The sequence below is a fragment of the Mycolicibacterium austroafricanum genome, assembly GCF_902705885.1.
GTDB classification, from domain to species: domain Bacteria; phylum Actinomycetota; class Actinomycetes; order Mycobacteriales; family Mycobacteriaceae; genus Mycobacterium; species Mycobacterium vanbaalenii_A.
Genome location: NZ_CACSIP010000023.1, coordinates 85869 through 99491 on the forward strand (window position 1 = coordinate 85869; position 13623 = coordinate 99491).

General features: G+C 60.0%; 11 protein-coding genes. 9 read left to right on the forward strand and 2 right to left on the reverse strand.

Annotated features, from left to right (window positions below; all coding sequences use genetic code 11):
- Positions 1 to 526: 526 nt before the first annotated feature.
- The 6 genes from BEMPMBAN_RS15965 to BEMPMBAN_RS15990 are packed head-to-tail and all read left to right on the forward strand — an operon-like array spanning position 527 to position 8334.
- Positions 527 to 1807, forward strand: a complete 1281-nt coding sequence (locus BEMPMBAN_RS15965) for an MCE family protein (RefSeq protein ID WP_234897499.1) — start codon at positions 527 to 529, stop codon at positions 1805 to 1807.
- Positions 1804 to 2826, forward strand: coding sequence for an MCE family protein (locus BEMPMBAN_RS15970; RefSeq protein WP_159231691.1), 1023 nt, complete (start codon positions 1804 to 1806; stop codon positions 2824 to 2826). Before BEMPMBAN_RS15965 ends, BEMPMBAN_RS15970 begins: the two co-directional genes overlap by 4 nt.
- 3 nt (positions 2827 to 2829) lie before the next feature.
- Positions 2830 to 3924 (forward strand): MCE family protein, encoded by a 1095-nt coding sequence (locus BEMPMBAN_RS15975; RefSeq protein WP_159232086.1) that lies wholly within the window; start codon positions 2830 to 2832, stop codon positions 3922 to 3924.
- Positions 3921 to 5402 (forward strand): MCE family protein, encoded by a 1482-nt coding sequence (locus tag BEMPMBAN_RS15980; RefSeq protein ID WP_159231693.1) that lies wholly within the window; start codon positions 3921 to 3923, stop codon positions 5400 to 5402. The genes BEMPMBAN_RS15975 and BEMPMBAN_RS15980 overlap by 4 nt, the downstream gene beginning before the upstream one ends.
- Positions 5399 to 6715, forward strand: a complete 1317-nt coding sequence (locus BEMPMBAN_RS15985; RefSeq protein ID WP_159231695.1) for an MCE family protein — start codon at positions 5399 to 5401, stop codon at positions 6713 to 6715. Before BEMPMBAN_RS15980 ends, BEMPMBAN_RS15985 begins: the two co-directional genes overlap by 4 nt.
- Positions 6715 to 8334, forward strand: a complete 1620-nt coding sequence (locus tag BEMPMBAN_RS15990; protein ID WP_159231697.1) for an MlaD family protein — start codon at positions 6715 to 6717, stop codon at positions 8332 to 8334. The genes BEMPMBAN_RS15985 and BEMPMBAN_RS15990 overlap by 1 nt, the downstream gene beginning before the upstream one ends.
- 85 nt (positions 8335 to 8419) lie before the next feature.
- Here BEMPMBAN_RS15990 and BEMPMBAN_RS15995 read toward each other — a convergent pair whose 3' ends face one another.
- Both BEMPMBAN_RS15995 and BEMPMBAN_RS16000 read right to left on the reverse strand, forming a co-directional pair.
- The gene (locus BEMPMBAN_RS15995) at positions 8420 to 8995 is read right to left on the reverse strand and encodes an Rv2253/PknI dimerization domain-containing protein (protein WP_234897500.1); all 576 of its coding nucleotides are present in this window, start codon (positions 8993 to 8995) and stop codon (positions 8420 to 8422) included.
- 25 nt (positions 8996 to 9020) lie between these two features.
- Complete coding sequence (locus BEMPMBAN_RS16000; RefSeq protein WP_159231699.1) at positions 9021 to 9995, reverse strand: SDR family NAD(P)-dependent oxidoreductase; 975 nt, start codon at positions 9993 to 9995, stop codon at positions 9021 to 9023.
- Between the two features lie 342 nt (positions 9996 to 10337).
- Here BEMPMBAN_RS16000 and BEMPMBAN_RS16005 point away from each other — a divergent pair, with 342 nt between their 5' ends.
- The 3 genes from BEMPMBAN_RS16005 (at position 10338) to BEMPMBAN_RS16015 (ending at position 13618) form a co-directional block, all read left to right on the forward strand.
- The gene (locus tag BEMPMBAN_RS16005; protein WP_159231701.1) at positions 10338 to 11432 is read left to right on the forward strand and encodes an LLM class flavin-dependent oxidoreductase; all 1095 of its coding nucleotides are present in this window, start codon (positions 10338 to 10340) and stop codon (positions 11430 to 11432) included.
- Complete coding sequence (locus BEMPMBAN_RS16010; RefSeq protein WP_159231703.1) at positions 11429 to 12271, forward strand: SDR family NAD(P)-dependent oxidoreductase; 843 nt, start codon at positions 11429 to 11431, stop codon at positions 12269 to 12271. Before BEMPMBAN_RS16005 ends, BEMPMBAN_RS16010 begins: the two co-directional genes overlap by 4 nt.
- A gap of 435 nt (positions 12272 to 12706) precedes the next feature.
- Positions 12707 to 13618 (forward strand): hypothetical protein, encoded by a 912-nt coding sequence (locus BEMPMBAN_RS16015; RefSeq protein ID WP_159231705.1) that lies wholly within the window; start codon positions 12707 to 12709, stop codon positions 13616 to 13618.
- The last annotated feature ends 5 nt before the right edge of the window (positions 13619 to 13623 follow it).

The following is a 13623-nucleotide window of genomic DNA, read 5'->3' on the forward strand; positions in this document are numbered from 1 at the left end:
CAACCCTCCTCCCAGCTGCTCGCGCCTGGCATGTATGAAAGCTGAAGCGTGAACCCGCCTTCGGCGGGCAGCATGGCCGAGCACCAGAGGCCCGCCGGCCGACCTTCTTCCCATTCCCGAACCGGGCGCCCCGGCTGGAAAGTGATTGCCTGGTCAGCCGCGCGAGTCGTCACCACGACGCGGACAAATCTCTGGTCGCATCTTGATAAGTTAGAAAACAAGGATTAGGTTACGAGCTGATGGAGTGGCCCACTCCTGATGCCAAGAGCCGAACATCGCTTCGAGTAGGGGGTGACCGGGTGTCTGGTCTACTCGGGCAATCGAGTGCCACGGGTCGCCGCCGGGGGATGGACCGCAATCGGGTTGCCCGGCCGATTCCGATATCGGACCGTTGCACACAGTCGCCACCGGTCCTAGGTGGAGCTGATGCTCCCGGTGTCCATACGAGAGGTACGTTCGGTAGAGCCTCGGATCCAGTACGCAGTAGCCGGCCAGCGGAAGTGTGGCGCATCCGGCGGGTCCGCAGTTGACCAAAGAGACCAACGGGCCTGCCCGCCGATCCGCAACAGCCAAGCAGCCTAACCCCGCAACGAGCGCGCGGAAGCACAGATCTCTCTCGCCCGGACTGTTCCGCCCGCTCGCCGGCGCCACTTTCGTGCTGGTGATCGCTGGAATAGTAGTACTGGCCGCAGCGCTATTCAACGGCAGCCTCACTAAAACCGTTCCAGTAACGGTTATTTCAGACCGCGCTGGGTTGGTAATGAACCCCGATGCCAAGGTCAAACTGCGGGACATACAGGTAGGTACGGTACGTTCGATCGAGGCGCGACCAGATGGTATGGCAGCGATCCACCTATCCATGGACCCATCTCAGCTACAGTTCATACCGGCTAACACAGAGGTTGACATCGCCTCGCCAACCCTGTTCGGTTCAAAAGCTGTGCAGCTGCGGATCCCTTCTGATCCATCGGTCGAGAGACTGCATGCGGGACAGGTCGTCCAAGGCAAGCACGTGATGGTAGAGGCGAATACCGTTTTCGAACGTCTGACTGACGTCCTCGACGGAATCGATCCGGCCAAGCTCAACCAAATCCTCGGCGCCGTCGCTTCGGCGCTCAACGGCAACGGGGAAAAGGTCGGCCAGTCGTTGTCCGAACTGAACGAGCTGCTTGGCGTGCTCGAGCCGAGCCTGCCGAACCTTAGCCACGACATTGATGCATCGGTCCCCATGTTGACCGCATATGCCGACGCTGCGCCCGATTTGATGAACGCCATCGACAACACCAGCCAGATCAGCCGGACGATCACCGACCAGCAGCAGCACCTGGACAAGTTCTTGGTCAGCGCAATCGGTCTTGCTGATGAGGGCAATGCGGTTATCGGCGGCAACCGCGACGCACTCGCAGGCCTCCTTCAGCTGCTCATCCCCACTACCGAAGTGCTCAGCAAGTATCACGAGGGGCTCGGCTGCTCCCTGAAAGGGCTAATACCGTTCGCCAACATGACGCCTTCGCCGGTACCGGGTGCGATGATTGCGGCGGGACTTACTCTTGGCACTGAACGCTATCGCTATCCACAAGACCTGCCAAAAGTCGCCGCCAAGGGCCGGTCATACTGCGCAGAACTCGGCCTGCCCGAAATCAAACCAGGAGATCGTCCGCCGATCATCATCGGCGATGTGGGTTCCAATCCTACGAAGTACGGAAACCAGGGAATTCTCTTGAATTCTGACGCGCTGAAGCAATGGCTGTTCGGACCAATCCCAGGTCCGCCGCGAAACACGTCCCAGATTGGCATGCCGGGATGAGGCGCACCACCGCAACCTTCATCAAGGTGACCGTCTTCGGTGTGGTCATGTCGCTGTGTATGACCTTTCTGTTCCTCATTTTCGCTGAGTCGAGAGCTGGTTCGACGAGTTCTTATTCAGCGATGTTCGCCAACGCCTCCCGATTGGATGCAGGTGATTCAGTTCGGGTTGCCGGCATTAGGGTCGGCACTGTCGAAGACGTAACACTCGACGAAAGCGGCACGGTTCTCGTGACTTTCGACGCGGACCGCTCCGTAGCGCTGAGCGCGGATACCCGTGCCGAGATCAAGTATCTGAATTTGATCGGCGACCGCTACCTAGAATTGGTGGTTGACGAGACGGCCCCGGACCGCCTTGCGCCGGGCGCACGAATCCCCCTCGATCGGACGGCTCCTGCTCTCAGCCTCGACTTGCTCCTCGGTGGCTTGAAGCCAGTGATACAAGGCCTCGACGCTCGCGAAGTCAATGCCTTGACGTCGTCGATCGTGCAGATCTTGCAGGGGCAGGGCGGAACGCTCGAATCCCTGTTCTCCAAGTCATCCTCATTCACCAACGCTATCGCCGACAACAATCAGGTGGTCCAGCAGCTCATCGATCAGCTGCAAGATTCGTTGAGCGTCCTGTCTCAGGAAGGGGACGAGTTTTCGGAAACGGTCGATCGGTTGGAGCACCTTGTTCGCGGGCTTAGTCAGGATCGAGACCCTATCGGCATCGCTATCGAAGCACTGGACAAGGGAACTGCCTCGCTAACAGATCTTCTCGGCTCCGCGCGGGAACCCCTGACAGCTGACATCGCAGAGTTGAATCGCCTCGCCGCGAATATCGCTGGAGATAAGGATCGAATCGACGGCACCTTGCAGATGTTGCCTGACGTGTATCGCAAACTTGCCCGTGTCGGCTCCTACGGAAGTTTCTTCCCGTACTACATATGCGGGCTCACCATTCGAGCAAGCGACCTTGAGGGTCGAACAGTCGTTTTCCCGTGGATTACGCAAGAAACGGGAAGGTGCGTTGAATAGATGATCCAGAAGTATCGGGGCAGCCAACTCATGGCATCCGGGTTCATCGGAATCGTTCTGATGACTCTCATCATCGTGGCGGGCCTTCAACCAGAGCGGATTGTGCAGTGGGCGACGTCGCTCACCTACCAGGCACGATTCGCCGAGGCGGGCGGCTTGAGCGTTGGCAATGACGTCACCTTGGCAGGAATCAAGGTTGGGCAGGTGTCGAGCGTTGCGCTCGACACTGACACCGTTCTGGTGACATTCAGGACAAACTCTCGATATCGGCTCGGGTCGCAGACAACTGCGCACATCGAGACGGGTTCGCTGCTCGGCGAGCGAGTACTTTCACTCGTTTCAGCTGGCGGAGGGACGCTCGATCGCCGCGAAGTGATCCCGCTGACCCGCACCTCCTCGCCGTATTCGTTGAATGAGGCTGTCGGCGACTTGACGACAAACATCGCTGGCACCGACACCGGGGATGTGAACCAGTCACTCGACACGCTCACCGCAATGCTCGACCAAATCGCCCCGCAGTTGGGGCCAACATTCGACGGGGTCTCGCGATTGTCGAAATCGCTGAATGGTCGTAACGAGAGTCTGACTGCCTTGCTCAAGACAGCAAGCGATGTCACCGGAATATTCGCTGAGCGCAGCCAACAGGTCAACGCTCTGCTCCTGAATGCCAACGACCTGTTCGGCGTGTTGGATGAACGCCGCCACGCCATCGCCAGTCTGCTGGCCAATACTTCTGCACTGTCACGTCAGCTGTCGGGACTCGTCGCCGACAACGAGCAGCAGCTCGCGCCGACGCTCGAACGGCTGAACTCGATTAGTCAGATGCTTGAGAAGAACCGTGACAACATCGCCAAGGTACTGCCGGGGCTTGCGAAGTATCAGCTCACCCAGGGCGAGATCGTCTCCAACGGGCCCTACTACAACGCGATTGTTCCGAATCTTCCTCCAGCACAGTTGCTCCAACCGTTCCTGGACTACGCATTTGGCATGAGGCGTGGCCAGGAGGGCGGGCCACCTGTAGACGGTGTCGGCCCGAGGACCGAATTTCCGTTCCCCGTCAACGGCATTCCGCAACCGGGAGACCTTCCTCCACGATGACAAGATCTCGATTCGTCACCGCGACGGCTTTGGGCCTCGTGGTCCTGATCGCCGCGAGTGCTGCGTTCCTGACCTATCGGGCGATGACCGAGTCAAGAACGATCTTCGCGTACTTTTCCTCTGCGACGTCCATCTATCCTGGGGACGAGGTACGGGTCCTCGGCGTGAAGGTCGGCAGGGTTGCCGCCATTACGCCAGATGGAACCGAGGCCGAAATGACCCTCGAAGTAGATCACAACGTGCAAATTCCTGTTGACGCCAAAGCTGTGATCATCTCGCCTAACCTGGTGTCCGCCAGATATGTTCAACTCACCCCCGCGTACAGTGGCACGGGACCGACTATGGGCGATGGCGGCGTAATACCTCTTAGCCGAACAGCCGTCCCGGTCGAGTGGGATGAAGTGAAGTCCCAATTAATGCGACTGGCAACAGATCTAGGGCCACAAACTTCGGCGTCCAGCACTGCCCTGGCTAGACTGATCGATAGCGCCGCCAATGCGATGGGCGGTAATGGTGTGAAACTTCGGGAGACCCTACGGCAGTTGTCCGGCGCAGCGCGAATCTTCGCCGAAGGCAGCGGCAACATCGTCGACATCATCAAGTATCTCCAGACATTCGTCAGTGCGCTCCGCGACAGCAAAGAACAAATCGTCCTCTTCGAGAATCGCTTCGCGAGCTTGACCACGGTCTTGAGCGACAGTTCGTCCGATCTGGATGCAGCCCTGAAGGACCTGTCGACGGTGATTGTCGATGTCCAGCGATTCGTCGCTGGGAGCCGTCACCAGGCGGCTGAGCAGGTGCGCAGCCTGACCAGCGTGACTCAGAATCTGGTAGATAACCGGAAGTCGCTGGAGAACGTCCTGCACCTCACGCCGACGTCGATCGCGAACTACCACAACATCTACTACCCAAACGCAGGCGGAGTGTCCGGTGCTTTTTCGCTGAACAATTTCTCAAACCCTATCTGGTTCATCTGCGGGATGATCGGAGCGCTTGAAAACACCACGGCACCGGAGACGGCCAAACGTTGCGCGCAGTATCTTGGTCCCGCCTTGAAATCGTTGAACTTCAATAACGTTCCGCTCCCGATCAATGCGTACCTACGACCGTCGGTGAATCCGGAGAAAATCATCTACACCGACCCCAAACTGGCCCCTGGGGGCGCAGGGCCGGGCGACCTCCCCGAACCACCACCCGTTGTCTCCGCTTACACAGGACGCGGCGATGTGCCTGCGCCACCGGGTTGGCAACAACCCGCGCCTCCGCCAGGCCTGTATGGGTCCGGCGAGGTTCCGGCTATTCCGTCACCCGCATTATTCCCGAATGCACCGATTCCAGCACCGCCGACGATACTTCCTGGTCCCGCGAGCATTGACAACATGCTCATGCCGCCGACCGCACCGCCCGATGCTCCAAGGGACCAGCCCGTCTTGCCATCAGGTCCGCTCTTGCCTGCCGAAAGGGCCTCCCAACCATGAGACGCGGACGATACCCAGTCCGACAAGGGATCGTAAGCTGCTGCCTTGCGGTTGCGCTCACAGGCTGTGCGTTCCAAGGGTTGAATTCATGGCCGCTGCCTGGGACTCGTGGATCGAGTGCCGATAGCGTGAAGTTTCACGTCGAGGTGCCCAATGTCGCGACGCTGACATCGAACTCGCCCGTGATGATCGATGACGTGGTCGTGGGCAGCGTTGGAAAAATGACTGTGGACGGCGGACATGCTGACGTCGAGATTTCTGTCGAGCCTGACGTTGTCGTCCCAGAAAACGCAGTGGCCACCGTGGGGCAGACAAGTCTGCTGGGCTCAATGCACTTATCTTTGGATCCCCCCCTCGGGGAGAGCCCGAGAGGTCGGCTACAGCCGGGGGCCACACTGGGATTGAACAGATCATCGACCTATCCGACAACCGAGGAGACTCTGTCCTCGCTGTCGACGCTGGTGAACGGCGGAGGCTTGGGTCAGATCGGTGACATCATCCACAACATGAATGCCGTGCTCTCAGGCCGGGAACCCGAAATACGGCAACTGATCAGTCGTCTCGACAACGTCATCGGCGTCCTCGATCAGCAGCAGGCCGACATCATCGCTTCCATTCAACAACTGAATCGGCTCGCCGGCACGTTTTCCGGGCACCGTGATGTCATCGCCCGTGCGCTGAAGGAGATTCCGCCGGCCTTGGACGTCTTGGTGAAAGCACGGCCGCAGTTGACGAGAGCACTTCGCAAGCTCGGCGAGTTCGCCGACATGACAACGCATCTCGTCGCAGATACTCAACACGACCTCGTGACCAATCTGCACAATTTGGAGCCAGCATTACGATCGCTCGCTGACGTCGGGCCTCAACTCAACAACGTGTTGATGTATGCGACGGCCTTCCCGTACGGGCCGGCTGCGGCAGACCGGATAGTCAGAGGCGACTACATCAATCTCTTCGCCATTTTCGACATCACGTATCCTCGATTGAAGAAGTCGTTGCTCTTGGGTACGCGATGGGGCGATGAGAATGCGCAGCTGATCCCAGCGCCGGGAGACCCCTGGTACCTCAACTACACATATGAACCACTGAAGGTCGGCATCGTCGACCCGCCGGCACAGCCCGATGGCCCCAGACAACCTGCGGCGGAACCGTTGCTCCCCGTCCCGACACCTTTGGTGCCCCCGGGTCGTCCAGGCGCTCCGGCGGCGCAGTCACCTCAGATATTCGCGGGTCCTTACGATTTCGGCCCAGAGGGCGCCTCGTCGCCGACTGTGCCTAGCGCTCCTCAACCGACACCGGAGGGCCCAGGCTGATGCTGACACGTCTTGTCCGAATTCAGCTAGTCGTTTTCACCGTGTTCTCGGTTGTGGCTGTGACGGTGATGATGTTCAACTACATGCGTCTCCCGACGCTACTAGGTGTCGGCCGGTTGACGGTGACGTTGGAACTCCCGGCCGGCGGCGGACTGTATCGCTTCAGCAACGTGACGTATCGCGGTGTACAGATGGGCACGGTCACGTCGATGGCCCTCACAGACGGTGGTGCCAAGGCGACCCTGAGCCTGAGCAGTTCGCCGAAGATTCCCGTCGATCTTCGGGCAGACGTGCGCAGCGTGTCGCCGATAGGCGAGCAGTACGTAGATCTGCAACCACTGTCCAAGGGCGGGCCGTTTCTGACTGATGGCGCTGTAATTCCGCTGCAGCAGACTGCTATTCCGCAGCAGGTAGGCCCGATGTTGGACCAGGTGAGTGCTCTCGTGCAGAGTATCCCGAAGGACGAGATCGGGCGTCTGGTCGACGAGGGATTCAACGGACTCAATGGTGCGGGTAACGAGTTCAGAACGCTGCTTGATGCGCTCGCCACAGTAACGCATGACATCAACGGTGTGTCACGCCAAACGCAACGCCTTGTCGACGATGCAGGACCTCTCCTTGACTCACAGGCTGAAACCGCGGACGCGATTCGGGCGTGGGGAAGAGGTCTGGCCGACGTCACAACCGTAGTAGCGGAGAATGAACCAGATTTGCGCGCCATCCTCGAACGTGGACCAGGTTTCGCCGCCGAGGTCTCGGCGTTGCTGGACCAAGTGAAGCCGACGCTACCGCTGCTGCTGGGCAACCTCTCCACTGTTGGCCAGATCCTTGTGACGTATAACCCCGGTGTGGAGCAGCTTCTCGTTCTGGTCCCCGGCGTTGTTGCGGCGCAACAATCATTCGGGCTTCTCAAGAACAACCCGTACGGAATACCATTGAGCGACTTCACGTTTACTGTCGGGGATCCTCCAGCATGCACTGTGGGTTTTCTACCGCCGTCAGAATGGCGCGATCCCGACGAAACTTCTGTCATCGATACACCCGATGACTTGTACTGCAAACTGCCGCAGGATTCCCCGATATCCGTGCGCGGCGCCCGGAACTTCCCCTGCATGGCCCATCCGGGAAAGCGTGCTCCGACAGTGGAGCTCTGCGACGACCCGAGAGGCTTTCAGCCACTGGCAATGCGGCAACACTCGCTTGGGCCGTACCCGTTCGACCCGAACCTGGTCGCTCAAGGAATCCCGCCCGATGACCGATTGACAAACGAACACATTTCCGCCCCGGTCGAGGGAACGCCGGTAGCTCCAGTCCTGCCGCCAAAGCGTGGGGCGCCAGAGGATGAGCCCCCAGTGCCCTCAGAGCCGTTTGACCCCGCCACAACCGAACCGAGTGTTCCCCACGGCCGCCACCTGCCCGAAGGGCACCCGCCGCCCGCTGCTGCGCCCAGCGGTATTGCGAGCCAACGTGGCGGCGAGGCCTCGGGTGCCTCAGTGGCGATAGCAGGCTATGACCCGCGTACAGGCCGCTATACGACGCCGGATGGCAAGTTGCAGCAATTGACCAACGTGGGCGAACCCTCGGGCCCGCGTTCGTGGAAGGATCTCCTACCGTTCTGATGCACGTGGCGAGACCAGTGTCGAGCCGGCCCACCTTCGCGGGCCCACCATGATCGGCGAACACCTGCGTGTTCCCCGTGGTCACCTATTCGAGCTTCTCCAATCGCATAGGTAACTCGATCGTGACAGGTTTGTTGACGCCGCATGCGCCGCTTGGCCCACGAGTCCTCTCGATGCCGATAAGCAAGTCGTTTCCCACCGGCAGCTTGTCTCCCGTCGCGGGATCCATTGCAAAGAACGTCATTGTCTGACGACCGGGTGCCGTCGTGCCGTCTCGGCAAGGCACCCAGTTCTCGACGTCACGTCTCATCAACCAAAAATCACCCATGAAGCGAACAGGGGCCGTCCAGCCTTCGTCACTCACCACTGTGCCCTCACAACTGATCGGACTGCTACACGTGCTATCTATGGTCCAGGTCTGGACTTTCGTGGGCTCGTCCATGTACACCTCGTTGGTTTTTGCCCAGTCGCCATTCGACACGACTCGATAGGGGCCATTGAGTTCCAGCCCGTAGTTGGAGGCTTGGGCGAGGCCGGCCGTGTGCACTCCGTGCAGCATCACCGCCGCCAGTGCGCCGGTGACACTCAGTCCGCCCATGAGACAGCGCAACAACCCAGTACGCATTTCTCTGCGCACTGTTGTCGAGTTCGGCAGGGTCACCGGAAGGCCAAACACGCTGCTGTGCTCAGCCTTCAGGAGTTTCGGGGACGTGGGGCTCCATGTTGTCAGGCATCGCGCTCACCCCACGTCTTTCGCAGAGCTCAAGGATCTCATCGACTATCGAAGTCGGCACGATGAAGTCGTCGACGTTGGCGATCTGTTCAATACGTTCTGCGATGTCCTCGACCGTGGGCTCTTGGTCGACTGGCGCGAGCCACCCTTGGCTGAGTCCGATGAACACCCGTGCGAACCGGCCTGCAGCTGCTGAGTAGTAATGATGCGTAAGTGAGCACGCGCTGCTTGCCAGATAAACCACAATCGGAACGACCAGCTCAGGCCGAATCGAGCGCATGAAACCGGACTGCATCAGGAGCTTCTCGTCCCCTACGGTTTCTGTTGCCATTCTTGAAATGCCGCTGGGCAGAACTGCGTTGGCCTTGATGCCATGCGCCTCACCCTCGATGGCGATGACGTTGGTCAAGCCGGCCAAACCGGTCTTGGCCGCAGCATAGTGAGCGGCCATCGGTTGGCCGAACATACCGGCTGACGAGGAGATGAAGACGAGGCGCCCCCCTCCTTGTCTTTTCATCACGCGGTACGCGGCCTGGCTGAGATAGAACCCGCCGTCGAGGTGAACGTTCAACATCCGTCGCCATTCGTCGGGTTGCAGGTCCTCGAATGCGGTAGTGCCGAAGATGCCGGCATTGCTGATCACCGCGTCGAGACGGCCAAAGCTCTCGACCGCGGCCTCGATGATCCGGCCCGCGCTTTGAGGATCAGACACCGAGTCGTATGACGCGACTGCACTGCCTCCCATATCGACGATCTCTGCGGCCACTTCGTCCGCAATCTTGGAATCGGTGCCGTCCCCCTTCGTCGAACAACCAAGGTCGTTCACCAGGACGCTGGCGCCGCGGCGCGCTACTTCGAGCGCGTAGAGCCGACCCAGCCCACGCCCGGCTCCCGTGACGAGAACTGACTGCCCACTGAAATCAATCAACCTCTGCCGCTTCCGTCGGTAATGGGATCCGACATGCAATGCCGGAGTGGACCGCGACTAGCTTTGACGCCGCGCTGTGACGCGAACCGCACGTGAGTACTCTACCCAGCAGATCAAGCAGGACACAAATCTCTGGTTCTGTGACTCCGGCAAGGAGCTGACCTGCGCCGGGGGGTAGAAACAACGGAACAACTACCAGGAACACGAGCCCAGAAACCAGATCTCTGTTTATTGTCGGCAAGGCTTGCTACAGTTCAGTTCGGAAAGCCGTCAGCTCGCACATGAGCGCCCTGGATCAACGCGAAGACCACATTCGGGCGGGCCTGAGAAGGGAGAGTTGCCTTGAAGTTTGGCATTTTCTACGAGATGTTCGTTCCGGAGTACCCGCCGGACGCGGAGGCACGTATCGTTCGACAAACGGTTGACCAGATCGTGTTCGCCGATAAGCAAGGATTCGACTACGTCTGGTTGACCGAGCATCACTTCCTCAAGCGCTTCTCACACATGTCCGCGCCAGAAGTCGTGTTCGGCGCCGCTGCCTACCAAACTGAACGGATCAGGTTCGGCTTCGGACTGGCGCTCACGCCGCCCGCCTACAACCATCCGGTGCGGGTCGCGGAGCGGGTCGCCATGCTCGACTGTTTGTCGGGTGGACGGGTCGACCTCGGTTCCGGGCGTTCCACCACGCCCGCGGAATTGTATGGATTCGGGCTCGATCCCGAGGAGTCGCGGGCTCAGTGGCAGGAGGGTCTCGAGGCAGTCACTCACCTTCTGGCCACCGAAGACGTCCCGTTTGAGGGTAAGTTCGTCAACATCCCCGCCCGTACCGTTGTGCCTCGGCCCGTTCAGACACCGCATCCTCCGTTGTGGGTGGGCGGTGTGGGGCCAGGCAACGCCGAGCGAGCAGCCAAACGCGGCATGGGCATGTTGTTCTTCGCCCAGCAGACTGACTACGACGCACTGACTACCTCGATCGAGGCGTACCACGCGAACATCGACCAGGCCGAGCCGTTCCACGGTGTGGTGAACAAGCAGACCGCCGGCTTCATCAACGGCCTCTGTAGCTATGACCGCGACGAGATCCGGGCGATGGCAGCAGTCAACATGCTGGAGCACGCGGTGCATGGAACCGACTGGATGACACAGGGCTGGCCAGGCGGACAGGCGACGCCCAGTTATGCCCACGTCACGAATGGCACCGCCGGCGACTTGAAGGCGGCACTCGAGGCCGACCCTCAGGGCGTGCAGGATCTCATGGTCAACGAGGGTTTCCTGATGGCGGGGACGCCGGAGGACTGCGCCAAGATCCTCGATTCGTTCAAGGCGAGCGGTGTGGACCAGGTGATCATCCACATGCAGATGGGCGGTACCCCTCATGACCGCATCATGGAGTCCATTGAGCTCATCGGTTCAGAACTGATACCGAACTACCGATGACGGACTCTCGAACTCGACAGTGGGACGAGTACGAACGTGTCGACGGGGTCGCGGTGGTCACGGGTGGCGCAAGCGGTATCGGGCTATCGATGGCACGGGCGTATGCAGCACGGGGGGCGCGCGTCCTGATCGCTGATGTTGACCAGGCTGCACTGGATCGAGCCTGCGTAGACCTACTGCGTTCTGGTTCAGAAGTCAGGGCCATGACCGTCGATGTGACTGCTCTTGATGCGGTCACGTCATTGAGCCATGTAGCTGGTGAGATGGGCCCCATTGCCGCCGTCTGCCTCAACGCAGGCGTCATGGCTTCTGGTTCTCCCGCATGGGAAATCAAGCCCGAGCTCGTCGATTTCGTCATGAGCGTGAACCTGCGGTCACTTTTCGGTTGCGTAGCCGCCTTTGTCCCTAGATTGATCGCCCAATCGCGTCCCGCGGAGTTGATTATTACGGCATCGATGGCCGGCTTGACAGCCGTTCCTTTCAGTGCGGCCTACGCGGCGAGCAAGGCAGGCGCGATCGCGTTGGCGAAGTCGCTCCGAATCGAGCTGGAACAGACCGCGCCGTCGGTGCGTCTTGCGCTGCTGAATCCGGGAATGGTCGCAACGAATCTGATCCGCACCTCAGCCGTGCGCGGTCCACTCGGGAACGGTCCGGATCCAACAACCGATGGTATGCATGAAGCTCTCAATGCGGCTGGCGTCAACCCGGATGACGCAGTGGGGTGGGCGTTTGACGCGCTTCGAGACGGAACATTCTGGGCGCTACCACCGGCGCGGGATCCCTTCGTCGGCGTGTTGACCGCCGAACTAGATCAGCTCAAAGCGGCCTTGCAGAGTTGACGGTCCACGGTGACGTCACCGTTGTCGGAGAAAATGCTGGGGAGTTCCCCAGGCCGTCACTATGAATTGTCGACCTCGCTCGTCCCGGGATAGCGGTTCAAGAGATGGCGGCCCATAGAGCGCCGTGAAAGAGCACTAAATGGCACCGAAACTCTCAAGCTCCTCAACCGGGCCACCGTCATGGGCGGCAGCGCCATGCCACCCGCACAGCCATTTCGAGCCGCTTGACCCGGTAGTAAACAACTATTAGGTTTCAATGCAACCGCCGGAAAGGATGGCCGGATCGCGATGACCTACCGGGTAGCGCAATGGGGCACAGGCAATGTGGGTAGGCACGCGTTGCGGATGATCATCGAGCGTCCGAATCTCGACCTCGTCGGGTTGCGCGTGTACGACCCAGCCAAAGTCGGTGTTGACGCAGGTAACTTCGTCGGGATGGCACCCGTCGGCGTATCAGCGACCGACGACAGTGAAACGATCCTCGCGCTTGATGCCGACTGTGTGAACTACAACGCGTTGGGTGCGGAATCGAATAACGATGCGCTCGGCGATATCACGCGAATTCTGGCATCGGGAAAGAATGTGGTCTCCAGCGCTGGTGCGGACTACGCCTACGTCCGACCGGATGTGAGCATCGACCCCGACGGACATCGCAAACTTGTCGAAGCCTGCCACCAAGGCGAAACATCGTTCTACATGGGCGGCATCAATCCCGGTTTCGCGATGGATCAATGGCCGATCGCATTGTCGCGACTGTGCCGCCGTATCGAACGGATGCACGTCACCGAGATCGTTGACTGCAGAGGCTATGACTCCTCACTCATGCAGGGCACTATGGGCTTTGGTCTACCCCCGGAGGCAGAAAGTCCATTGGACCGGCATCTGAGCAACGTGACCAACACGACCTTCTACCTGTCCCTGCGCATGCTGGCCGATGCGATCGGGTTGAAGCTCGACGATGTCAAGTACTCGCGGGAGGCGGCGACGACTGACGTACCTCTTGACGGCGTAGTCGGTCGATACGAGCCCGGCACCATCGTTGCACAGCGGTTGCGAATCGACGGAATAGTGGACGGCGAACCGCGGTTGTCGCTGTTCTGGGTCTGGCGGCTTACCGACGATGTCGCGCCCGAGTGGCCGCGGTCCGGATTCAAGTGGTTGTTCAAGGTCGAGGGAGATCCTGACATCGACTCCGAGATCGAACTCGATACCGCTACCGACGCCGGCCGGCCGACGTCGCTGACGACAGCAGCCCTTCTCATCAATGCACTGCCTGCAGTCTGCGACGCGCAACCCGGTCTCATCGACAACCTCACTCTGGCCCCACATAGCGGCCGGGCTCTCTGACTGAC

Excerpts from the sequence above, each read along its gene's own strand:
- BEMPMBAN_RS15970 (WP_159231691.1), top strand. The coding sequence starts at position 1,804 with ATGAGGCGCACCACCGCAACCTTCATCAAGGTGACCGTCTTCGGTGTG.
- BEMPMBAN_RS15980 (WP_159231693.1), top strand. The coding sequence starts at position 3,921 with ATGACAAGATCTCGATTCGTCACCGCGACGGCTTTGGGCCTCGTGGTC.
- BEMPMBAN_RS15985 (WP_159231695.1), top strand. The coding sequence starts at position 5,399 with ATGAGACGCGGACGATACCCAGTCCGACAAGGGATCGTAAGCTGCTGC.
- BEMPMBAN_RS15990 (WP_159231697.1), top strand. The coding sequence starts at position 6,715 with ATGCTGACACGTCTTGTCCGAATTCAGCTAGTCGTTTTCACCGTGTTC.
- BEMPMBAN_RS16010 (WP_159231703.1), top strand. The coding sequence starts at position 11,429 with ATGACGGACTCTCGAACTCGACAGTGGGACGAGTACGAACGTGTCGAC.
- BEMPMBAN_RS16015 (WP_159231705.1), top strand. The coding sequence starts at position 12,707 with ATGGCACCCGTCGGCGTATCAGCGACCGACGACAGTGAAACGATCCTC.